The 23,850-nt window shown below is 43.6% G+C and carries 24 protein-coding genes and 1 riboswitch; of the genes, 19 read left to right on the top strand and 5 right to left on the bottom strand.

What is annotated here, in order from left to right:
* Positions 1-8: 8 nt before the first annotated feature.
* Positions 9-644, bottom strand: coding sequence for a cyclodeaminase/cyclohydrolase family protein (locus MHB54_RS08530; protein WP_069081304.1), 636 nt, complete (start codon positions 642-644; stop codon positions 9-11).
* Complete coding sequence (locus MHB54_RS08525) at positions 641-1,507, bottom strand: bifunctional 5,10-methylenetetrahydrofolate dehydrogenase/5,10-methenyltetrahydrofolate cyclohydrolase (RefSeq protein WP_023987125.1); 867 nt, start codon at positions 1,505-1,507, stop codon at positions 641-643. Before MHB54_RS08525 ends, MHB54_RS08530 begins: the two co-directional genes overlap by 4 nt.
* A gap of 111 nt (positions 1,508-1,618) precedes the next feature.
* Positions 1,619-1,703, bottom strand: a riboswitch (ZMP/ZTP riboswitch).
* 213 nt (positions 1,704-1,916) lie between these two features.
* Here MHB54_RS08525 and MHB54_RS08520 point away from each other — a divergent pair.
* From MHB54_RS08520 to MHB54_RS08450, 15 genes are all read left to right on the top strand, one after another.
* Positions 1,917-2,978, top strand: a complete 1,062-nt coding sequence (locus MHB54_RS08520; protein WP_023987126.1) for a fatty acid desaturase — start codon at positions 1,917-1,919, stop codon at positions 2,976-2,978.
* Between the two features lie 284 nt (positions 2,979-3,262).
* Positions 3,263-3,808, top strand: a complete 546-nt coding sequence (locus MHB54_RS08515; RefSeq protein WP_264454149.1) for a PadR family transcriptional regulator — start codon at positions 3,263-3,265, stop codon at positions 3,806-3,808.
* Entirely contained in the window at positions 3,786-4,283 is a 498-nt protein-coding gene (locus MHB54_RS08510) for a hypothetical protein (protein ID WP_160790187.1), read from the top strand. The genes MHB54_RS08515 and MHB54_RS08510 overlap by 23 nt, the downstream gene beginning before the upstream one ends.
* A gap of 3 nt (positions 4,284-4,286) precedes the next feature.
* On the top strand, positions 4,287-4,409 hold the full coding sequence (locus tag MHB54_RS08505) for a hypothetical protein (RefSeq protein ID WP_264454148.1): 123 nt from the start codon (positions 4,287-4,289) through the stop codon (positions 4,407-4,409).
* Positions 4,410-4,529: 120 nt separating this feature from the next.
* Entirely contained in the window at positions 4,530-5,663 is a 1,134-nt protein-coding gene (locus MHB54_RS08500) for a sensor histidine kinase (RefSeq protein WP_264454147.1), read from the top strand.
* Positions 5,660-6,259, top strand: coding sequence for a response regulator transcription factor (locus MHB54_RS08495; protein WP_013308918.1), 600 nt, complete (start codon positions 5,660-5,662; stop codon positions 6,257-6,259). Before MHB54_RS08500 ends, MHB54_RS08495 begins: the two co-directional genes overlap by 4 nt.
* 146 nt (positions 6,260-6,405) lie before the next feature.
* The gene (locus MHB54_RS08490; RefSeq protein ID WP_023987130.1) at positions 6,406-7,026 is read left to right on the top strand and encodes a deoxynucleoside kinase; all 621 of its coding nucleotides are present in this window, start codon (positions 6,406-6,408) and stop codon (positions 7,024-7,026) included.
* The gene (locus tag MHB54_RS08485; RefSeq protein WP_013308920.1) at positions 7,026-7,667 is read left to right on the top strand and encodes a deoxynucleoside kinase; all 642 of its coding nucleotides are present in this window, start codon (positions 7,026-7,028) and stop codon (positions 7,665-7,667) included. The genes MHB54_RS08490 and MHB54_RS08485 overlap by 1 nt, the downstream gene beginning before the upstream one ends.
* Before the next feature lie 197 nt (positions 7,668-7,864).
* Entirely contained in the window at positions 7,865-8,866 is a 1,002-nt protein-coding gene (locus MHB54_RS08480; protein ID WP_075153781.1) for a Gfo/Idh/MocA family protein, read from the top strand.
* 324 nt (positions 8,867-9,190) lie between these two features.
* Positions 9,191-10,216, top strand: coding sequence for a methionine ABC transporter ATP-binding protein (locus MHB54_RS08475; RefSeq protein WP_053324692.1), 1,026 nt, complete (start codon positions 9,191-9,193; stop codon positions 10,214-10,216).
* Entirely contained in the window at positions 10,206-10,868 is a 663-nt protein-coding gene (locus MHB54_RS08470) for a methionine ABC transporter permease (protein ID WP_264454146.1), read from the top strand. The genes MHB54_RS08475 and MHB54_RS08470 overlap by 11 nt, the downstream gene beginning before the upstream one ends.
* 43 nt (positions 10,869-10,911) lie before the next feature.
* On the top strand, positions 10,912-11,799 hold the full coding sequence (locus MHB54_RS08465; protein ID WP_264454145.1) for a MetQ/NlpA family ABC transporter substrate-binding protein: 888 nt from the start codon (positions 10,912-10,914) through the stop codon (positions 11,797-11,799).
* 64 nt (positions 11,800-11,863) lie between these two features.
* Complete coding sequence (locus MHB54_RS08460; RefSeq protein WP_068938578.1) at positions 11,864-13,072, top strand: M20 family metallopeptidase; 1,209 nt, start codon at positions 11,864-11,866, stop codon at positions 13,070-13,072.
* 255 nt (positions 13,073-13,327) lie between these two features.
* Positions 13,328-14,761, top strand: a complete 1,434-nt coding sequence (locus MHB54_RS08455; protein ID WP_264454144.1) for a purple acid phosphatase family protein — start codon at positions 13,328-13,330, stop codon at positions 14,759-14,761.
* A 211-nt stretch (positions 14,762-14,972) separates the two neighbouring features.
* Complete coding sequence (locus MHB54_RS08450; RefSeq protein WP_264454143.1) at positions 14,973-16,199, top strand: RtcB family protein; 1,227 nt, start codon at positions 14,973-14,975, stop codon at positions 16,197-16,199.
* Between the two features lie 116 nt (positions 16,200-16,315).
* On the opposite strand, the gene MHB54_RS08445 is transcribed toward MHB54_RS08450, so the two are convergent.
* Positions 16,316-17,206 (bottom strand): shikimate dehydrogenase, encoded by an 891-nt coding sequence (locus MHB54_RS08445; RefSeq protein WP_264454142.1) that lies wholly within the window; start codon positions 17,204-17,206, stop codon positions 16,316-16,318.
* A 29-nt stretch (positions 17,207-17,235) separates the two neighbouring features.
* The gene (locus tag MHB54_RS08440; RefSeq protein WP_076160067.1) at positions 17,236-18,426 is read right to left on the bottom strand and encodes an MFS transporter; all 1,191 of its coding nucleotides are present in this window, start codon (positions 18,424-18,426) and stop codon (positions 17,236-17,238) included.
* Between the two features lie 216 nt (positions 18,427-18,642).
* Between MHB54_RS08440 and MHB54_RS08435 the strand changes: the two genes are divergently transcribed.
* From MHB54_RS08435 to aroD, 3 genes are all read left to right on the top strand, one after another.
* Positions 18,643-19,554, top strand: a complete 912-nt coding sequence (locus tag MHB54_RS08435) for a LysR family transcriptional regulator (RefSeq protein ID WP_023987140.1) — start codon at positions 18,643-18,645, stop codon at positions 19,552-19,554.
* A gap of 130 nt (positions 19,555-19,684) precedes the next feature.
* Entirely contained in the window at positions 19,685-20,947 is a 1,263-nt protein-coding gene (locus tag MHB54_RS08430; protein WP_081047449.1) for an MFS transporter, read from the top strand.
* A gap of 103 nt (positions 20,948-21,050) precedes the next feature.
* Positions 21,051-21,815, top strand: coding sequence for a type I 3-dehydroquinate dehydratase (gene aroD / locus MHB54_RS08425; RefSeq protein WP_023987142.1), 765 nt, complete (start codon positions 21,051-21,053; stop codon positions 21,813-21,815).
* A gap of 103 nt (positions 21,816-21,918) precedes the next feature.
* Here the strand turns inward: aroD and MHB54_RS08420 are convergent, their stop codons facing one another.
* Positions 21,919-22,491 carry a shikimate kinase gene (locus MHB54_RS08420; RefSeq protein ID WP_023987143.1) on the bottom strand — a complete coding sequence of 191 codons (573 nt, stop codon included), beginning with the start codon at positions 22,489-22,491 and terminating at the stop codon, positions 21,919-21,921.
* A 554-nt stretch (positions 22,492-23,045) separates the two neighbouring features.
* On the opposite strand from MHB54_RS08420, the gene MHB54_RS08415 reads away from it, so the two are divergent.
* A complete protein-coding gene (locus MHB54_RS08415; protein ID WP_023987144.1) occupies positions 23,046-23,738 on the top strand; it encodes a pectate lyase in 693 nt (230 codons plus the stop codon).
* The last annotated feature ends 112 nt before the right edge of the window (positions 23,739-23,850 follow it).

Raw genomic sequence — 23,850 nt, 5'->3', positions numbered from 1 at the left:
TGAGCAGACTAATTCGCTATTCGACTGCGCACCATCAACAAGGTTTGGTCTTTGATTTGTCCGATTTCACGGATGAGTGCGGCTGTCTTGGTCTCATAGGAGTATTTGACATCCAAGTCTTTCAGCGAAGCAAGGTTAATGTCGACGGTAAGCAGGGCAGATTGAGCTGCTGCTTCGAACAGGATCGCGCCGATGCCAAGATCTGAAATCACATTTTTATTGGACATTTCCACAATGTTATAGGCTTGCGACAATCCGTCCCGGCATACTTCCAGCAGGCGCATGGGTACCTCAATGGCAGCGATCACCGCTGTCTGTAGGGAATGGGTACGATAGCGCTTTTCTTCGTCTGTTTCCTTGGGCAAACGCAACGCGGTCATGTACTGTTCAAAGGATTGGATGTCTGCGACCATCAGTTCCTCACAATGCGTAGACAATCTTCCCATGCTGCTAATGACGTCCGTGATTTTTTCATGGATGTGCGCATATTTTTCTCCTTGTGAAAGGTTGGCGGTCATGGAGGTCATAGCCGCGCCTAGTGCCGCAGCCAGTGCGGATACACTTCCTCCGCCGGGGGTAGGCGCTGCACTTGCAGCCTCTTTCAGAAAATGTCCGATGGAATTGTTCCACGACAGTTCACTCATGAATAGACCACCTCTCTGGAGTAGTGTTGCAGATGTATCGCTTTGAGCAGATTTTTGTACAAAATCGCAGTCGTTAAGGTGCCAACACCGCCGGGAACCGGAGAAATGGCATGTACCTTTTCACCCACGTTTGAAGCAGCGTCACCCACGATTTTTCCTTCCAGCGTCTCGTTAATTCCTGCATCCACGAGAATCAGACCAGGATGGACCATATCCTGCGTAATCACATCAGGGCATCCGACTGCGACGAAGGCAATGTCTGCATGGCTCAGATGCTCTGCAATATCACGCGTACCTGCATGACAGGCGGTAACGGTGGCATTTTCTCTTTGCAACATGTGGAAAAGGGGAAGTCCCACTGTCTGCCCGATGCCCACGAGCGTGACATTTTTGCCTGCCAAGGTGTGACCGTAATGCTTGAGCAGCTCGATACAGGCTTGAGGTGTTGCGGGATATAGTCCGGCGTCACCTGTTACGGTAGCCAGCTTGTTATCAGGTGTTATTCCATCAATATCCTTGTAGGGGGCGATGGATTGTTTAATAACGGAGGCAGAAAGATGTTGGGGAAGCGGCAGTTCCAGCATAATGCCATGTACATGGGATGCATCGTTCAGACTGCCGATCAGGTGCAGTAGCTCGGCTTCGCTAACATGACGGTCAAAAGTATGGAGATGAAATGAGATGCCCAGCTTCTCCGCTATTTTTTGCTTGGTCCGGGCATAGTATGCAGATGCCGGATCGCCTTCTACCAATAGGGTCGCCAGATGGGGACGGTGTCCTTGCTGCTTCATTTTTTCTACCTGTGAACGGATCGTTGCATATACTTGCTCTGCTGCTTCTTTGGATTTCATGATTATAGCCATAGTCCGAGCCTCCTCTGAATTTATCGCATGATTTATCAACAGGGTGTCATGGTCTTAAAACGAAAAAAAAGTATTTGCACAAGGTCGTCAAGACAGACGAATCCTCTGCAAATACTTCTCCCAGGCGAACGGTACGCTTTTTTTGTATGCTCCCTCGTGGTTCATTCCACTGACTTCGCCAGTCACATACAGCGTTATTATACCTTATATTTTAACAAATAATCATCAGAAAAGAAACCCGCGAACATTTGGAAAACGGGTTGTGTTACTTGTCTATATGACAAATGTCATATACCCGAGCTGACGTTTATGACTACAGCGCCTAGAGGCTTTACCTTATACTGAGATTAGATCAACATGTACGCCTAACAGGATCAAGGTATAGGCGTCATTTTAAAGGAGGATCATAATGAGTATGACACAACTCCCATTAGCCCAATTGAAAAAAAATATGGCTCCCTACGAGAAAATAAACACAAAATCCAGCGTTCTGCAACTCATCAATACCTTGGGTCCACTGATCCTATTGTGGTATGCTGCTTATCTTAGTCTGTCGGTTTCGTACTGGCTGACACTTCCAATTGCCATTGTTGCATCGGGGTTTGTGGTACGGACATTTATTATTTTTCATGATTGTGGTCATCAATCCTTCTTCAAAAGCCGCAAGCTGAACGACATTGTGGGAACGATTACAGGTATTATTACGCTCTGCCCTTATCACCAATGGAAAAATAGTCACGCAATCCACCATGCAACCAGCAGTAATCTGGATAAAAGAGGCACAGGTGACATGTGGGTGCTTACGGTAGAAGAGTACACAGAGGCTTCCACATGGACACGGCTGGCCTATCGCATATATCGAAATCCTTGGGTTATGTTTGGACTAGGTCCGATCTATACTTTTTTGATTTCCTATCGGTTTAATATCAAGACAGCCAAACGCAAGGAAAAAATGAACACCTATGTGACGAATATATCCATCGTTGCCTTGTATGCACTGTTGTCATGGGCTATTGGATGGCAGGCCTTCCTTCTCGTACAGGCACCTATCTTTTTTGTATCTGGTATGTTGGGAATCTGGCTGTTCTATGTACAACACCAATTTGAGGATTCGTATTTTGAGCACGATGAAGAGTGGAGCTATATTAATGCGGCCGTAGAAGGCAGTTCTTACTACAAGCTTCCTAAAGTATTGCAATGGATTACGGGCAATATCGGATTTCATCACGTTCATCACTTGAGCCCAAAAGTGCCAAATTATAATTTGGAAAAAGCACATGAAGCGACACCGTTACTTCAAAAGGCGACCACGATCACAGTAAGTAGCAGTCTGCAATCTTTGAAGTTCCGACTTTGGGATGAAAATACGAAAACCTTTTTGACCTTTAAACAAGTGAGGCCGCTCCTCAGCAAACGTGTTGCAGTTACGAAACCCATCCCTACACCTGTTGTAAGCACAGAAAGAAAATAACTTTGTACAAAACTCTTCTGAAGAGATGTTGAAAAATTGCAGTTTACTTTGAGAAATCTAAAGGGATAACATCCTTTTAGATTTTTTTGTTTATATTGAAAATGCAGTACTTTCATTCTTTGTTTTAGCAAGCGCTATTGACAAATCGATTGTCAACCTTTACATTCTATATATCGAAACGATATATATCGATTATATATAAATTAGCTACGTGTAAACAGAGATAAGTTCCCTTTGATTTCAGAAGGATAATTCACTATGCCAGGAAAGAAGGAATAGATTTTATGTTGATTTATGTAATACTTGGGTTCCTCTGCGAAAAGGATATGACAGGATATGAAATCAAGCAGAAGATGACGATAAGCACTTCCAACTTTATTGATGCCAGCTTCGGAAGCATATATCCTATGCTGAAAAAAATGGAAAAGGGGGAGCTTATCAAGTATGAAGAAGTGGTAGAGGAAGGCAGATTCAAAAAATCATATGGTATTACGGAAAAAGGGAAGAGTGAATTTATAGAATGGTTAAAAACACCATGTACTTTTTCCCCTTTTAATTATGAGTATTTGAGTAAGCTTTTCTTCTATAAATATCTTGACGACATTGAGATTGTTCGTTTGATTGCCAGCTTTCAAACTACTGTCGCCTGTGAATATAACAAGCTTGCCTTGATAGAAGAGAAGCACGTTCATGAGATGGGTGTATATGAGCACGCGACGTTGATGTTTGGCAAAGAATATTTTCAAATGATTATGAATTGGCACGATGAACTCACAAGAAAAATTACAGGAAAGAAGGATAATGAAGATGAGAATGACAAAGAAATTTAAATTGCAGATTGCAGCTAAAAATGTGGATTTGTACAAATGGGTAACTGAGATGACTCCAGCTGAATATGAATCATTTTCAAAAGCTCACAAGGCAATGGGCAGTTATTTTGAAGATGGTGAATTCTATATGGTTAATGTGGAAAATATGGGGAATGAGATGATTGTTCAGCACTATCAATTAAAAGAGCACACAAAGGATCATTTGCGTTTCTACTCTGACAAGACAGAAGCATATATATGGCGATGGATACCCGCCATCGTTGGAGTTCCATGGGAAATGAAGGTCACGCCTGTTGATAACAACTCTTGCGAATTTAGTTGTACGATTGGAGCGGACTTTCCATCTCGGCTACTGGCTTTTGCAGCATGGGTAAATGGTTTTGGTGGATTCTTTATGAGAAAGCATTTAGCCGATGAGGGTGGAAAATTTGCTAAAGATATAGAAAAGAAATTTAATAACGTCAGGTATATATAATTCATGAACGAGCTGATCAGAAATATAGACCAGTCCCATTTCAAAGCACGACCTGGTGCAGTGGGTGGAGTGTACAGCGAATGGCTTAAGCTTGAGATCAGTTCCCGCAAAATGGACGGCTTCTAATCAAAGTGTTCATTTGCGGTTCACAGGAAAGGCTTCACCTTTGGTGCTTTCGAGCAGACGAGACCAGTGGTATGATAAGATAAGGGATATAAGTCATGTGAAGTAGAAGAGGGTGGCAGAATGCAAAAGTGGTATCAGATTTTCCAAAGAAATACAGGGCTTAGTCCTTATGTGTGGGTCGTCTTTTATATCCTGCCCTTTTACTACTTTAGCTCTTCATCTACAAGTCATATTATTCTGGGTACTGCTATTATTTTGGTATTCTTTGCATGTTATGTACTGGCTTTTGTCTCGAAAGGCTGGCTCATATACTTTTGGACTAGTGTACAGATTGCCATATCGATTACCATGACACTGCTGTTTAGCTATATGTATTTTTCCATATTTATCGCCTATCTGATCGGTAATATTAAAAGTAAGGCTGCATTTACGACGCTGTATATTATTTTAATGGTTATTACGATTGGATTGATCAATTACGGTTTTGTATCTCAGAATCCCGTTTTTATTAAACAGATTCCTTTTATCCTGCTCAATCTGATCGGTGTGATTCTCCTTCCGATTACGAATTTTAATCGCAACAAAAGCGATCGGCTCCAAGTCCAATTGGAGGATGCCAATAAGAAAATATCGGAATTGATTAAGCTGGAGGAACGGCAAAGAATTGCGCGTGACCTGCACGATACCTTAGGTCAGAAGCTGTCACTCATTGGACTGAAGAGCGATTTGGCGGGAAAACTGATGGATCAGTACCCGGAGCGGGCTCATGCTGAAATTAACGATGTTCGTCTCACGGCGAGAAGTGCGTTAAAAGAGGTGCGGGAAATGGTTACTCAAATGCGCGGTATGCGGCTAGAGGATGAACTGCTACGTATTCGGCAGATTTTAAAGGCTGCTCACATTGAATTGACTCTAGAGGGCGACCCGAAGCTGGAGCATACATCATTAATGAATGAAAATGTACTTAGTATGTGTATGAAGGAAGCAGTGACAAATGTGGTTAAGCACAGTGGAGCCACCGCTTGCTCCATCACCATTGAGCCGTCTCGTAAGGAATTAACCCTTCGGATTCAGGATAATGGAGTCGGTGCTACGGGGGAAAATGGGGCCTTTCGGGGAAATGGCCTGAAAGGAATGAAGGAAAGGCTCGAATTCGTGAACGGATGTATGGAGCTGCGTTCAGATCAGGGAACGACCTTGGTCATTAAAGTGCCCAATATCACTAAAAAGCCGAATGAGGAGGTGGGGCCATGATTCGAATTGTTATCGCGGAGGACCAGCGTATGCTGCTGGGTGCTCTAGCCTCCCTGCTAGACTTGGAAGAGGACATGAAAGTAGTCGGAAAAGCAAGCAACGGGGAAGAAGCTATAGAACTGGTGAAGCTGCACCAGCCGGATATATGCATTATGGACATCGAAATGCCGATTAAGAGCGGATTGGATGCGGCTGAGGAACTCAAAGCCTTGAACTGCAAGGTACTGATTTTAACTACGTTTGCTCGCCCCGGGTATTTTGAACGAGCGATCAAGGCGGGGACACACGGTTATCTGCTCAAGGACAGTCCCAGTGAAGAGCTGGCTTCCTCCATTCGAAGTATTATGGCAGGTCGACGTATTTACGCTCCAGAACTGGTCGATGATGCTTATGCCGAAGTCAACCCGCTAACAGAGCGTGAAAAGACCGTTTTGGCGCTTATTGCTGACGGAAAGAATACAAAAGAGATTGCTGGTGAACTGTATTTAACGACAGGGACGGTGCGCAATTATATTTCAGTCATTCTCGATAAGCTGGGTGTCAGTAACCGGATCGAGGCGATTACACGTTTTAATGAAAAAGGTTGGTTTAAGTGAGAAACAGGGACGCTATGAAGCAAAATGTAGCGCTCTGTTTTTTTTGTTTTATCCATAGATTTGGTATGCCTTTAGCGTACTACCTTGTGATACAATAGGATAGTTGTCCACAGGATGGACTGGAGTACAAGGAGGAGCAGAACTGCATGAAACAAGCCCCATTTATAGCCGTTGAAGGGCCAATCGGAGCAGGTAAAACGACGTTGGCTTCGATGCTTTCAACCGAGCTACATTTGCCGATAATCAAAGAGATTGTCGAGGAGAACCCATTTCTCGATAAATTTTATCAAAATATAGATGAGTGGAGTTTTCAGCTGGAAATGTTCTTTCTCTGCAATCGGTATAAGCAGCTGGAGGATACTGGTCTGCAATATATCGAGAAAGCTCAGCCCGTTATTTCTGATTATCATATCTACAAGAATTTGATTTTTGCTGAACGTACGCTTAAGGGTGTGAAGCTCGAAAAATATCGTCAAATCTATCATCTGCTCACGGATGATATGCCTAAGCCAGACATTATCATTTATATTAAAGCAGATTTGGATACCTTGCTGGGGAGAATTCGCAAGCGTGCACGCTCTTTTGAACAGGAGATGGACCCCGCCTATCTGGAGCAATTAATAATAGATTATGATAAAGGCATTCAGTTTCTCGCTGAACAGTCCCCTTCCCCTCGTATATTGACCGTGAACGGGAATGAAATTGATTTTGTAGAAAACCAGGCACAATTTAAACAAATTGTTTCCGATGTAAAGGAGCTTATATAGTGAATAATTACAACATTCCTGCGAATGCCCTGATTACGGTAGCGGGTACAGTGGGTGTAGGTAAATCCACGCTGACTGGTGCTTTGGCCGGACGCCTTGGTTTTAAAACCTCTTTGGAGCAGGTCGATCATAATCCCTATCTGGAGAAATTTTATCACGATTTCGAAAGATGGAGCTTTCATTTGCAAATTTATTTTCTCGCGGAACGCTTCAAGGAACAAAAGAATATTTTCTTGTCTGGTGGAGGTTTTGTGCAGGATCGTTCTATTTATGAGGACACAGGCATTTTTGCGAAAATGCATGCCGATCAGGGAACGATGAACCCTACCGATTATGAAACGTATACTAGCCTGTTTGAGGCGATGGTGATGACACCGTTTTTCCCGCACCCTGATGTGTTGATCTATTTGGAAGGCAGTTTGCCCTCCATACTGAGTCGGATTGAGGAGCGCGGTCGCGAGATGGAGATCCAGACCGAGCGTTCTTATTGGGAGCAAATGCATCGCAGATATTCCAATTGGATCAACGAATTTGATGCCTGCCCTGTACTGCGTCTGAACATTGATGAATATGATGTACACGACCCAGCTTCCATGGATGCCATTTTGGAAGAAGTAGGAAAAGTAATATCAAAAAAATAGAGATATAACCCCAAATAAATAACAGGGACTGTGGTACAATCAGTATAAATTATGCTGATAGACTACAGTCTTTTTTTGTCGAATGAACATGTTAAAGCATGAGATATGACTAACGGTATAGTGGACAAGTTTAGGCTGGAATGCGAGAATAGGTACATATGAATTGTAATGACTCACGGGAAGGATGGGATACTGTGATGCGTTTTGGTATTGTTGGAACCAACTGGATAACAGAGAGGTTTATTCAAGCTGCGATGGAGACGGACGAATTTTCCCTGACGGCGGTGTACTCACGCACAGAGGATAAGGGCAAAGCTTTTGCTGACAAATATAACAGCCAGCCGGAGGTTTTTACAGACCTGGCGCAAATGGCCGCAAGTGATCAGGTCGATGCCGTATATATTGCCAGCCCCAATTCCTTACATGCGGAGCAGGCGATCTTATGTATGAATCACGGAAAGCACGTGTTGTGTGAGAAACCTTTTGCGTCTAATACAGCAGAGGTGAAGAGCATGATCGAAGCCGCGCGCAACAACGATGTTCTGCTGATGGAGGCCGTTAAATCCACACTTATGCCTAACTTTAAAATAATAAAGGATCATATGTATAAAATAGGCCGGGTTCGGCGTTATTTTGCAAGCTACTGTCAATACTCCTCACGCTTTGATGCTTTTAAGCAAGGTAAGGTATTGAATGCGTTTAATCCAGCCTTTTCCAATGGTTCCTTGATGGACCTTGGAGTGTATTGTTTGTATCCTATGGTGACTTTGTTCGGCAAACCTGAGGAGGTTCGGGCGGTTGGTGTACTTTTATCCTCTGGTGTCGATGGCGAGGGCAGTATCGTGATGAAGTATCCTGATATGGATGCTACGGTCATGTATTCCAAAATTACAGATTCCTATCTGCCTGCTGAAATTCAGGGTGAGAATGGAACGATGGTGATCGACAAAATCAGTCAGCCCTATGAGGTGAAAATTCATTATCGGGACGGCACGATTGAAGATCTGACCAAAGCTCAGACGCGTGAGCCCATGTATTATGAAATTCAGGAATTTATTGATTTGATCAAGAGTGGTGAACGCAACAGTTCCATTAACTCCTTGGAGTGTTCACTTACAGTCGCTGAAGTGATGGAGGAGGCAAGACAACAATTCGGCCTTCGTTATGAAGCAGATTTGAAAAATACTTCTGCACATTAATCAGTGGAATGATCAAGATTACAATGCACAAAGGGCTGCCGATTTTGCAAACTTTGCAAATATACGGTTAGCCTTATTTGGCTTTGTAGCCCTAAAAGTGTAAGCAATTGTAATGACAGGAGTCAGAAGGCTATATTCATTTTTTATTGACAGATTCTCCTTCTTGTCTTAAGGTGTTAACAATGCAATATACAGTTAAATAATCCCACCTTCGTTCAAACGAAGATTAGGGAATTTTTTTAGGGTATAAATCCGATTAAATCCACCGGATTACTAAAATAGGATGGAGGAATACATACATTGTAGACGTAAGGAGGAAGCAGTTTGATAAAGTTTGAACAAGTTAGCAAAATATTTACCTTACCCAATCGTAAGGTAAATGCACTCGAAAAGGTTTCGTTATCGGTTAAAAAAGGAGAAATTTTCGGCGTGATTGGCTTTAGCGGTGCAGGTAAAAGTACGCTGCTGCGGCTTGTCAATTTACTTGAACGCCCCTCAGAGGGACGAATTGTCGTTAATGATCAGGATGTTACTCAGATACGTCCTAAGGAACTAAGGAATTTAAGAAGACGGATCGGGATGGTATTCCAAACCTTTAATTTGTTTAACTCTCGTACTGTATATGGGAATCTGGCTTATCCTCTAAAACTGGCTAAACTGCCCAAGGCACAGATAGATGCTCGTGTTAAGGAACTGCTGCAATTTGTTGGATTGGAGGATAAAGCGGATTCCTATCCGGAGCAGTTATCTGGCGGGCAAAAGCAACGGGTCGGCATTGCCAGAGCACTAGCGAATTCGCCCGATATTCTCATCTGTGATGAAGCGACCTCGGCCCTCGATCCGGAAACGACAGAAGATATATTGAGGCTGCTGAAAAAAGTAAATGAAGAGTACCAGATTACGATCTTGCTCATTACCCATGAAATGAATGTGATTCGCAGTATTTGTGATCGTGTGGCGGTGATGGAGAATGGTAGGGTGATTGAGCAGGGCAGTGTGTTCGATGTATTTGCCAATCCACAGACGAAGACGACGAAAAATTTTATTCGCTCTGTACTGAATGATCAGCTTTCACCCAAACTGCTGAGCAAGATTCGGGAGCATCACGCTGGCCGATTGTACAGACTTGTTTTTCGGGGTGGGGCGACCAGTGAACCGGTGCTTTCTAGAGCGACACGGAAGCATAATCTGGATTACAACATTGTATATGGAAGTATTAATGAGCTACAGGGAGCGCTGTTCGGAAGCTTAATTGTCGAGTTAATCGGTGCAGACAATGAAGTTAACAAGGTCGTGGAGGAACTACGAACGACGGTGGAGGTCAGGGAGGTCGTCGATCATGAGAGTTAATTGGGATACATTTTGGCTCAAGGTAGTGGAGGCTACAGGGGAAACGCTTTTGATGGTTGTTGTCACGCTGATTTTTGCCAGTATTCTGGGGCTTATGATTGGTTTAGTACTGTATGTGACACGTAAAGGGAGCTTGTTTGAAAACAAATTTGTGTTTATGTTTCTGAATTTGCTGATTAATATCATTCGCCCGATTCCGTTTATCATTTTTTTAGTGGCGATTAGCCCGTTTACGCGTTTAATCATGGGAACCACGATTGGAACCTCGGCGGCTATTTTCCCAATGACTATTGTAGCGGCCTTTGCTGTAGCGAGAATTGTGGAAAATAATCTGGTCTCCATTGATCCGGGCATGATAGAAGCAGCCAAGGCACTGGGTGCGACTGCATTTCAGATCATCACGGGTGTGTTGATTCGGGAAGCGCTGGGACCTTTGATTCTAGGGTTGACGTTTATTACCGTGGCCTTGATTGATTTCTCTGCCATGGCTGGTACGGTGGGCGGAGGAGGCCTTGGGAACCTGGCAATGACCTATGGTTATCAACGATTCGATACTTCGGTCATGATTGTCACGATTGTTTTGCTGATCCTTTTTGTACAGGTCGCCCAATATGCAGGGAACTACTTGTCTCGTAAATTTCTACGGCGCTAATGGGAACAGAGTATTATACATAACGATTAAAGGGGAAATGAAAATGAAAAAAATATTTCGCTTGGGTTTACTGGCTATTCTTAGTGTAGCGGTTCTATCTGCTTGCTCAGCTAACGGTTCGGGCTCAAATGCAAATGAAAAAGTACATGTTAAAATCGGGGTTTCAGGATCTGAGGACACGTATTGGGATGTGCTCAAGAAGAAAGCAGAGGCCAAAAATATTGAAATTGAGCTGATCAGTTTCTCGGATTATACATTACCCAATAAGGCGCTCGCCAATAAAGAGGTAGATTTGAACTCCTTTCAACATTTGGCCTTTCTCAGTCAGTTTAATGTAGAAAATGATGTGAATATCGTCCCTATTGGTGCAACGATTATCGCTCCGATGGCACTGTACTCTGAAAAATTCAAAAACGTATCGGATATTCCTGACGGCTCCAAAATTGCTATACCGGATGATCCGTCCAATCAGGGACGGGCTTTAAAACTTCTCCAGTCTGCAGGGCTGATTAAGTTGAAGCAGGATGCGGGCCTGTATCCGACCACGGATGAAATCGAAGGGAATCCTAAAAAGCTGGAGATTGTCCCAGTTGTCGCCCAGCAGACGCCGCGCGTCTTGTCTGATGTAGCCGCTTCAGCTGTGAACAGCGGTGTTGCTACAGATGCCGGGCTCAAGCTGGATGGAGCCATCTACAAAGATGATGCAAGCAGCGAAGAAGCGATGCCATATGTGAACGTGTTTGCTGCCCGTGCGGAGGATAAGGATAATGCGACTTACAAAACGATCGTGGATTTGTACCATAATGCTGATGTAGCCGAGGCGGTAAAACAGGATTCCAAAGGAGCTAACGTCGTGGTAGACCAGTCTGCCGAAGAGCTACAGGCCACATTGGATAAGCTGGTAGCAGATGTTAAAGCGCAAAAGAAATAAGAATGTTGAACAGAAGTAGGGTTGGAAGCATACTAATCTATTTTCGAAACGAGGAGAGATTGCGATGAGTACAACGAACACGGTCGATACACATAGACAGCGGATTATTGAGGAAATTGAGGATTCTCGTCAGCTTTACACGGAAACGAGCCGGTTTATTCATGCTAATCCCGAAATCGGCAATCAAGAATTTCAGGCTTCCCAGGCACTGACGGGCATTTTGGAGCAAGCGGGGTTTGAGGTAACTCGGAATGTAGCGGGACACGAAACCGGATTTGTTGCCCGTAAGGCTTCTGCTAGACCAGGTCCGAAAATCGGATACTTGGCTGAATATGATGCATTGCCCGGTCTGGGCCATGCTTGTGGCCACAATATTATCGGAACCGCAAGCACGGCAGCAGCCATCGCCTTGGCGCAGGTGATCGACGAAACGGGAGGTGAGGTGTATGTGTTCGGTACACCAGCGGAAGAAGGCGGTCCTAATGGCAGTGCAAAAGGCAGCTTCGTGAAGCACGGGCTGTTCGAAGGGATTGATGCTGCACTGATGGTTCATCCATCTGGTGTGACCCGGCTGACCTCACCAAGTCTGGCAGTTGATCCGCTAGATTTTCATTTTTACGGCAAAGCGGCTCACGCCGCAGGATCACCAGAGCAGGGAATCAATGCGCTCGATGCGGTGCTGCAGTTGTTCAGCGGTATCAATGCTTTGCGTCAGCAACTGCCGACCGATGTGCGTATTCATGGCATCATTACGCATGGAGGAGACGCGCCCAATATCATTCCGGACTATGCGTCGGCACGCTTCTTCATTCGGGCAAGTACTTGGCAGCGCACAGAGGAGGTTTCCACGAAAGTTCGCCATATCGCAGATGCTGCTGCTTTGGCAACAGGAGCCACTGTGAAAATCGAACGTTTTCAAAATGAAGTGCGTGATTTCATTCTGAACGATACCCTGGATGAGGTAGTAGGTCGTGAACTGGAAGCGCTGGGAGAACAGCTGGATCGTGGCCCTCGTGCCGGACTGGGTTCGACGGATGCGGGAAATGTAAGCCATGTTATCCCGACTGCACATGCTTACATTAAGATCGGTCCGGATGATCTCATCGCTCATACGGTGGAATTCAGGGAAGCGGCTGGCTCTGAGAAGGGTGAGGAAGCCTTAGTGATTGGAGCCAAGGCGTTAGCCTTGTCAGGCTTGGAGCTACTGGTGAATGAAACACTACTGGTTGCGGTGAAGGAAGATTTTAAGCGTACGCATTCAGCGGCACAGTAAGCCAAGTCCACACATGGCATAGCAGAGCCGTCTAATATGAGTGTTATAGTTGAAGAGGATATCCTACAGTCTGTTTGGCTGCATGGATATCCTTTTTCATTTTCTTATAAGCTGCTATCATTGCTCCTCAATCGCTAGGTCACTCATAACCTCATTTTTACAAAGTACTATATTTCCAAAAACAACGTATTAACATTTGATTGTTATGATTATAGTTATAACTTTTACATATTAACTGCAAAGAGGAGTGTACACATGTTTAAGAAGTTTCAAAAGTGGTCAGCAACATCTATGTCTGTTGCTCTTGCACTAGGTTTGATTACTGGCATGTCAGCCTTACCTGTCCATGCTGAGTCACCAGGGAACACAGATCAAGGGATTAGTAAAGTTACAGCTACATTTTATGGAGACACAAAAGTCTCCAAAGGATTTACTTGGTATACTTCAAAACTTTTCACGAACAGCACTGTTCAAGTAATCAAGAAAACGGCTTCTGAAGCTGATTTTACGAGTGCTCTTACATTTGAAGGCACTTCCTCTCCATCGACCAATTCTGCAGAAGAGCTTGTCCATAAAGCTGTAGCTACAGGTCTTCAAGCGGACACAGCTTATTATTATCGTGTGGGTGATGCAGCGCGCGGGATATGGAGCGAAACAGGTACGTTTCAAACGGCTCCTAAGAGCGGTGAATTTACCTTCATCGATCTAGCTGATACACAAGCAAAAAGCGAAGATGAAGCCATATTGTCTTCACAGACGCTCGAAAAAGCACTTCAAACCGTAGAAAATGCTCAGTTTGTAGTCCACAACGGAGATATCGTAGATACGGGTACCAAAGAAGAGCAGTGGAACTGGCTGCTGGGGCATTCACAAAAAAGCCTTTTGAATACAACCATTGTTCCTTCAGCGGGTAATCACGAGGATGAGAACTACGCTTTTTATGATCACTTTAATATTAACGAACCTTCTGGTTCCGCTACTAAAACAGGAGCGTACTACTCTTATGATTACAGCAATGCTCACTTTATCGTACTGAACTCCAATGAGGACTCAGAGAAATATGCCAATTTTTCTGAAGCTCAAGTCGAATGGTTAAAGAAAGATGCGGCAGCAGCAAAAAGGGCAGGTGCAAAGTGGATCATTGTTAACATTCATAAAGGTCCTTACACTACCTCTAATCATGCAACAGATTCTGACATCATGGATAAGAATGGAGTTCGTAACCAAATCGCTCCACTAATGGCCGAACTTGATATCGACTTTGTTGTGCAAGGGCACGATCATATTTACGCTCGTACGAAACCAATCAACCAAGAGGGTAAAGCAACAACGCCAACAAAATTAAAAGATACATTAAATGATAAGACGATTGAATATAGTGTGAATCCAGATGGAAGTATCTATGTCATCCCAGCAACCGCTGGCCCCAAAGTCTACTACAAAAACCCAAGTGAAAAACTTGGAGATAAGTACTATAATCTCTTTGAACTAGCTGAAGAGAATCATGCGGCAGTATATGGCCCAGATCCGAGTGACAATCGTAGACCAACACGTGGACAGGTACAGAATTTTGTTGGCATTACTGTAGACGGAAATAAACTTACAGCCGTAACGTATGAAATTGATCAAAACAAAAATGATGCCAAACCTTTTATTGTGGATCAATTCGGAATCATCAAAAAAGATTAGTATAATTGATTTAATAGTTTCTAAATGATCATAAAAGGATATCCTACAGTCTGGTTGGCTGCATGGATATCCTTTTTCATTTTCTTAGGGGATATCTACTATTGTACTTGTAATACTTACGCCCTGTTCGGAAGCTGGTAAAACGTACATAATGCAATTAACGACTTTACAAGTTTAAACATGGAGTGACTTACAGGAGGATGAAACGACGATGGCTTATCAAGAAATCAATGGAGTACGCGTATGGGGAGTACCTGATCCAGGGGCATTATCTCAAGCTCGTACATGTGCCGAAAACGGTAATGTAATTCAAGCGCTGCTGATGGCAGATCATCATAAAGGCTACAGTCAGCCGATTGGCGGTGTGATGGTGTATGACGGACAAATTTCGCCTTCAGGTGTCGGGTATGATATCGGTTGCGGAAATAAGGCGGTAAGAACCAAGCTGTTTGCAGCAGATATTATGCCGCGTATTTCAGCCGTCATGGATGAGGTTGCATGTCATATTTCGTTTGGCGTAGGTCGTGTGAATGCAATTCAGATAGACCATGAGCTGTTCGATGACCCGGATTGGGCAGTATATGCGGCGATTGGGAAACAAGAACATGACAAACTGAAGTCCTTGGCGAGAGAACAGCTGGGTACAGTAGGGAGTGGTAATCATTTTGTTGATGTATTCGTCGAGGAAGCGACAGAACAGGTCTGGATTGCCAATCATTTCGGCAGTCGGGGCTTTGGACACAAAACAGCAAGTGGGTTTCTAAACTTGGCCGCTGGGCGAGAGTTTCTCGGAAAGGCGCCGGGAGAACATATGGATCAGCCGCCTGTGCTGCTGGATATGAACAGTGAGTTGGGGGATATGTACTACCGTGCGATGCGCCTTGCCGGACGCTATGCGTATGCGGGACGTGACTATGTGATAGAACAAGTGCTTGGTATTATGGGGACCGAAGCGGACTTTACTGTGCATAACCACCATAATTACGCATGGAAAGAACAGCATGATGGGCGTGACACCATTGTGGTCCGTAAAGGCGCTACTCCCTCGGCACCTGGCCAGATGGGCTTTATTGGAGGAAGCATGGGCGATATTTCGGTGATTGTACGCGGAAAAGATTCGGTAGAAAATCGGGATTCCTACTATAGTACAGTTCATGGGGCAGGTCGTATTATGAGTCGTACCAAGGCAGCTGGTAAAATGAATTGGAAAACCCGCACACGGAGTGGTGGACAAATCACGGACGTACAGATGAAGGAGGCCGTTCGGAACTATAGTGTCGAGCTGCGCGGAGCCGGTACAGATGAAAGCCCGTTCGTCTACCGTAAACTGCGCGAGGTACTGGATGCTCATTCCGAGACCGTGGAAGTTATGCATGAACTGAAGCCCATTGGGGTATGCATGGCTGGGGCTAATGAATTTGACCCTTATAAGGATTAATAAAAAGACTATGCCAGGCAGAAGTGTTCATTCGCCGAGCATAGTCTTTTGAGTACATAAATGAGTATATAATAGAAGGAATTCATTGCTTGATGCGTTTGTTAGTAGCTCTATGTTTACAGCTTGTCAGCAAAAAGCTGTTCTTTAATATAAGCGACTGGCATTTCTTGGCCTGTCCACAGTTCGAACGCCAATGCACCCTGCCACAGCATCATGCCCAGACCGTTAATGGCAGTTGCACCTACGGATTCGGCTTGCTCCATCAGCTTGGATTTAGCTGGGCTGTACACTACATCGGTTACGATCAGATCGGAACGAAGCATGGACACATCTTCAATCACACTTTTGCTTTCTAACGGTTTCATACCAACCCCTGTACCGTTAGCGAGAATATGACTTGTGCGGATCTCTTCACGTAGCTGTTCTTGATTTTCCAATGGATAGATATTTGCCTTAACTTGGGTGTGTTTCATATCTTCATTAATAATACGGACATTCTCTTCTGCACGAGCAAAGAACTGATCGTTACGGGCAAAGATTGAAATTTCAGCCAGACCTGCTTGAGCCGCTTCAATAGCAATCGGTGTAGCTGCGCCGCCAGAGCCGACAAGTGTCATTTTCTTGCCTTTCAGGTCAATGCCGTGTTCACGCAAGTTACGAACATAACCAGATCCATCTGTACTGTAGCCTTTCAGTTTACCATCTGTGTTCACGACGGTGTTGACGGCACCTGTAAATTTAGCGCTGTCGTCCAGCTCGTCAAGATACTGTAGAATAGCTGTTTTATTAGGCATGGACACGTTATAACCGCGTATGTTCAGAGCACGCATCCCCCGTACCACTTCTTCAAGTTGTTCATTTCCTACTTCAAAGGCCATATACACGTTATTTAGACCCAGCTTTTCAAACGCAAGATTATGCATAGCCGGGGACAAAGAGTGTCCGATTGGTGTAGCAAGCAGTCCGATTAGTTGTGTTCTTCCGTCAATACGTCCAGCATTTTTCATGATATAAGCCTCCAAGTAATCTGTGTAGTTTAATGAAATACTTTTTTATATCGATAAGCAACAAACACGGCCAGCAAAATACTGACTACAGCAATCGCAATATCCAGAATGAATACCGAGGTAATTCCCAAACTTTTGGACATGCCCCCGGTAGCCAAAGGCATCAGGATGAACGAAAGACTGGCTGCTATGTTCACGAGAGAAGTCGTAGTGCCTTTGTTCTTGCGGAAAAATTCCGTCATAACCGTGAGGGCAATTTGGAATATGCCTGCGGTAGACAAGCCGATCAAGAATGAACTGATCAAAGTAGCGACAGGATTGTGCCATGTAATTAAAGCCAACAAAGAAAGTAGGGCAATAAGCGGATATACAATCATGACAGTAATCGGTTTAATGAATTTACCAAGTACCACTGCTAACAAAATAACGGAAACCAATGAACCTATACTATAGTAGCTCAGCAGTTTAATGGCACTGGCTTTGTCCATGCCCAGGGCCTCTTGTCCAAAGGTAGGAAGCCATAGCTGCACGATCATGAACAATACAGTAGAAGTAAAACCGATAATAATCAGAGATAAACCTTCTTGCCAAAACTTAGGCTCGCTGCGGAAAGTATCTGTGGATTGAGCAGCCTCGGTTGGAGCCTTTTGTTCCTCAGCTTTGTGGTTGGGGAAAGCTGTCATCGATAAGAAGATACCGTTCAGCAGATAAATCCCTGCTGGAATAAAGAAGGAATATCCATAGAACATATCGTGATTAATAAAGAATGCAATCATGAACGGAATCACAATAGCACCGATAGAGATGGATGCTTTGACCAGTACAGTTGCAGATCCAGCTTTTTTTCCAAAGCCTTCAATTAATGCAGGATACGTTCCTGAATCCATCATAGAGTTGCAAAGCCCTGCGATAATGGCAAACACGAATGCCAGCGAATAGTTAGGTGCAAGCGGAATGCCAATCAGAAAGATTAAATAAGCAAATGATGCAATAACAATGAGTGGTTTTCTTCCGTATTTGTCTGACATTTTTCCGGCTACCCCGAGAGCGAGCAGCTTACCGATCCCAATCGCGGACACCAGATAGCCGATGGCTGCTTTATCCGTGTTCAATTGGACGGTCAGGAAGCTCATATTCGACGAGAGAATAACATTGATCATACCCAGAAGAAAATAGTTGATGTAAAGCCCTGCTGCCATTCTGATATAAGGATTTTTCATAAGTGTAACTCCCAACTTAAATTTTAGATCAATGGCCTAGGTAGGCATCGTCCAGCGGTATTGCATTACGCCTACAGATAAGTGAAATTATTCACATTCTTTCTATGTCATTATTATATAAGGAGTGTTATTATAAATCCAATGCATATTTCTATCGTTTTTCATAGTTTGGGTCTATAATTTAAAATATGAATTAAAGAAGGAGATTACATAATTATGAACCTGAAGCACTTACAATATTTTCGTGTACTTGCTGAGATGGAGCATTTTACCCAGGCAGCTATGCGACTATGTATTACTCAGCCCAGTTTAAGTCATGCGATTTCAGAATTAGAAAAAGATTTGGGAGTTCATCTGTTCGAGAAGCAGGGGAGAAATATTCGGTTAAACAAATACGGACGATTTTTCCTGAAGTATGTGGAGCACGCGATGGATGAATTAGAAAAGGGAGAACACAATTTACGGGAGCTAGTGAGTCCAAGCCATGGAAATATAGATTTGGCGTTCATTTACACGTTAGGCTCACACTTCATTCCAGCGATCATTCAGGCCTTTTCAGCTCTAGATGCCCGTAAAGATATCTCCTTTTCGTTTCACCAAGGGAATACGAACGATATTATCAAGGGGCTGAAGCAGGAACATTATGATGTGGCGTTCTGCTCTCACATGGAAAATGAACCGGATGTGGAGTTTATTCCGTTGGCTCAGCAGGAACTGGTTGTCATTGTTTCGCCTGATCATCCACTGGCGACTCTAGACCAAATTGATCTCAAGGATACAGCGGATTATCCGGTGATCTTCTTCAACAAAAAGAGTGGGGTTCGGCCCATTATTGAGAATTTGTTTGTCAAAGCGGGCGTCACGCCACAGATTATTTGCGAGATTGAAGAGGATACAGCAATGGCAGGGCTGGTGTCTGTCAATTACGGAATTGGGGTTATGCCTCGAATTTCATCGTTAGATTATTTTAACGTCAAAACATTGCCTATTGTAAATCCAGAATACGAGCGTTTTATCTACCTGGCCAGCATCAAAAATAGATATTTATCCCCGGCAGTAGTGGACTTTCGGAACTTTGCACTAAGCTACGGCAAGGAGTTTTATCTGAAAACGCATCAGCGCGTCTAGGTTGGGGTCCCGCAATATTTAAACTTGATAAATCTTAAAATGTGTTCTATACTTCATCATCGACACAGGTAATGTGAAATGATTCACATTTTTAATACTACAAGACTTACTTACAAAAGCAGGTGAATTCATGATGAAACGTTCTTCTTTTCCAGTGGCGACAGGCCTTTATGTAAACTATCTTTTGTTCGGCATGTTTAATATTATGCTGGCGTCCCACATGTCCTTTTTAACAGAGCATTTGCATACAGATCAGGCGGGCATCAGTCTCTTGGTTTCTGCGATGGGATTTGGCAGGCTGTTTACCCTGTACATATCCGGGGTGCTCTCCGACCGTTATGGTCGTAAGCCGTTTATTGTGGTAGCAGGGCTACTAATGGCTGTATTCTTGGTCGGTATACCGCTGAGTCCCAGCTTTGAGATGGCGATCGTACTGGCAGTGCTGGCAGGTGTAGCGAATTCTTTTCTTGATTCAGGTACTTATCCAGCGCTGATCGAAGCTTTCCCCCAATCCTCTGGTTCGGCTACAGTGTTGGTGAGAGGCTTTATATCCATCGGGGCGGCATTTTTACCGTTAATGATTATCTTTTTTATGAATCACGACATTTTCTACGGGTTCTCTTTCTTTTTACCAGCCCTCATATTTACTTTGAATGCAATCTACTTGTTCAAAATGAAGTTTCCAGACATGCGGGTTCAGTCACCCAAGGAGCCAGTTGGTGATACTTCTGTATCAAGCGTTGAGCAAACGGGAAAATTGGAGGCAAATGATCGGAGTAAGCCGCGGTTTTGGCAGGAAGGGGTATGCCTTATCTTGCTCGGATTTACCGGACCTACCTTGCTTTATATTGTGCAATTATGGTTGCCTACTTTTGGACAACAGTTTATCGGTATGACCCAATCAGAGTCTCTCAGATTATTAGTTTATTACAATGTCGGTTCGCTGATTTCCGTGTTTGTATTAGTAATTGTGTTAAGAAAATGGGTTAAACCTGTTCACATTATTCTTATTTATCCATGTATTTCTCTCTTGGCTTTTGGAGCGCTTCTCCTTTTCAAGTCAGGGGCTGCGGCCATTATTTGTGCGAGTGTCATCGGGTTTTCAATATCAGGTGTACTTCAACTGACATTAACCGTAATGAGTGAATTTTTTAGTCAACGAAAAGGACAGATTACCGGGTTTGTTTATACAGCAACCTCGCTGTCATACACGGTCATTCCCGTGTTTACAGGCTTTCTTTTGAAACATTCTCAGATATCGAGTGTTTTTATGCTAGCTATTATTGTGAATGTACTAGGGATCGTACTGGCGGTGTTTGTTAATTTTCGGTACAGTTTAGTTTTTCCAGCAAGTCGCAAATTGTCCCCTAAAATCGTACTTGATACCAAATAAATGACGACTGAACCTAATCATCTGCATGCTTATTCAGAATGCGTTATACTATGAATTATTGTACATGTTCGACTTGAAACTGTAATTTGGGAGTGAGATAGAGATGGCTAAAATCGTAAAGGTGAAAGATGTTCTGATCGGTGAAGGAGCGCCAAAAATTTGTGTGCCCATGGTGGGAGAAACGTTGGAGCAGTTGAAGGAAGAGGCCACTTATTTACGTACGCTCGACCTGGATATCGTGGAGTGGAGAGTCGATTTTTTCGAGCATGTGGAGGATCTGGAAAAGGTTAAAGCTGCCTTACATGAAATTCGGTCTATTTTAGCAAATGTTCCGCTCGTATTTACGTTCCGTAGCGCTCGGGAAGGCGGAGAAAAGGAAATCAGTGCAGCGAGTTATGTGGAATTGAACCGTACAGTAGCCGAAACGGGGCAAGTCGAACTTATTGATGTAGAGCTTTTTAATGAGGAAGCTGATGTGAAGACGCTGGTAGAAGCAGCACATAAGCATAACGTATATGTGATTATATCTAATCATGATTTTCATAAGACGCCGTCGAAGGAGGAGATTGTGTCCCGGTTACGTAAGGCGCAGGAATTGGGAGGCGATCTGCCTAAGATAGCAGTGATGCCAACCAATACAGCCGATGTGCTCACTTTGCTGGATGCCACGCGTACCATGGCAGAAGAGCATGCAGATCGGCCGATTATTACGATGTCGATGGCGGGGAAAGGTGTCGTGAGCCGCCTGACCGGAGAACTGTTTGGTTCGGCTCTGACCTTTGGTGCTGCTAAGAAAGCTTCCGCACCGGGGCAGATTCCTGTCACTGAACTGAGAGAGATATTGACGGTGCTGCATAACCATTCTTAAAAGATGGATAGACATTACTCGCTAGTCAGTAATATATCCGCAGTGAACCAAAAAGGAAGGCCCCCATGCGGTAAGCATGGGGGCCCTCCTTTTTGTGTAACTCTTAATTCAATCCCCGAGTAGGTTCATACAACTCCCAACCTAGATTCAGCGTTTGAATAATATAGTCTGCGACTTCTTCCGCATCCAACTGATCCGTATCGATCTTGGAGTGATTCACCGCGTAAATGTCCTGTCTGGAACGGAAGAGATCCTCAATTTCCCCTAAAGTCTTGTTTTGTAGATTGGGACGGGTGTCAATCAGCATCTTGAGCCGATCTTTCCAGGAATCCCAATTTAAATCCAAGAAGAAAACAATCGATGAAGCCAAACAAGCTTGCTTCACCTCTTCCTGTAAAAATGCACCACCGCCAACGGAAATGATTTTGAGGCGTGTGTTGCTGCATAGCTTCAAAATATGCTCTTTTTCAATCTCACGGAAACGCTTCTCTCCATAAGTTTTGAAAATCTCTGTTGTTGGCATGTTGTATTCTCGTTCAATCTCCTGGTCAATATCCACGAAATCGCGATACAGCTTGCGCGCTAGATGGGAACCGATCGTTGTTTTGCCTACACCCATAAAGCCGATGAGCACAATATTTTGTTCTTTTAATGGAATCTCACTATTGTTTTGCACGATAACCACTCTTTTCTCACCAGTAATGTTGAGATGTGACGCTTCAAAGCACTAAATACATTATACGTTCATCAAACGTGTCATTCAATAGTATAGACTACATCAAAAATGAGGTATAGAACGAAATAAGGTTCTGATTACCATTGTAGTGACATAGAGCACGCATTAGAGACTAGATACTCAGTAATTTGATGCGTAAATTGTCAAAAAATAAACTTGTACAAGTATAAAAGAGGCAATATTGTGTACTTAATTGAAAAAAAGGACATATTTTGGCGGAAAATATATTGAAATTACTGGAAGTATGATTATAATAGAGTTATGCAAATTGTAAATGTAATCGCTCTATTTACAATTTGTGCTTTATATTAATTAGGAGACAAAATTGCTTTGAACCAAAAACCAAGTATACATATGCAAATAGTTAAATAACGACTTTTAGACGTGTATCGGTCAATGGGTTCATTGTACGAAGGTGGTGATACGGTCTACGCGCTCTAGTCAACGAAGAATTGACAAGAATAAAAAAATATCTACGAGAGGGATGAATTGAAATGAAAACAAACACAGCTAAAGTATTGAAAAAGGGAATCAGTATCGCTTTATCAGGAATGTTGGTCGCTTTATTTGTCGGCAATTATTCTGCACATGCAGCTCCAGAAGTCGTTCATAAGACCATACTTGTTAAAGCTGGAGAAGTATACGATGGTAAAGGCAAGACTGTAGTGGCTGATCCCGATACCTTGGGAGACGGAAGCCAGAAAGAGGCTCAAAAGCCTATTTTCAAGCTTGAAAATAATGCAACTTTGAAAAATGTGATCATCGCTGCCCCTGCTGCGGATGGTGTACATGTGTATGGCAACGGAACTATTTCCAACGTAACGTGGGAGGATGTAGGTGAAGATGCCTTGACGCTTAAAGAGCCAGGCACGGTAAACATTACGGGCGGTGGAGCGTTCCATGCGTACGATAAAGTATTCCAAATTAATGCCGAAGGCACGATTAACATAAAAAACTTTAGAGCCGATGATATCGGAAAGTTGGTTCGCCAACTTGGGGGCTCTACATTCAGAGTGAATATGACTTTGGATAACTCGGATATTTCCAACGTTAAGGATTCAATTCTGAGATCGGACGGTCCTAACAGCAAAGCTAAAATTACGAACACTCGTTATCACAATGTGAAACAATTGTTCAAAGGCTTTAAATCCAGTAATACGAGCGAGTCCGGCAATACTCAATATTAATCGGAGTAAGATAGGAGTAGAGATATGATAAGGGGCTGTCCAACAGGTCTTGTGATCTGATTGGACAAGCCCCTTTTTTGGTACGGCGAGTTTCCCCAAGATGATCTGGACT

It is taken from the genome of Paenibacillus sp. FSL M7-0802, from assembly GCF_038004945.1.
GTDB classification, from domain to species: domain Bacteria; phylum Bacillota; class Bacilli; order Paenibacillales; family Paenibacillaceae; genus Paenibacillus; species Paenibacillus polymyxa_B.
Note: the sequence above shows the minus strand (reverse complement) of the source record. Positions and strands in the feature narration are given on the sequence as shown.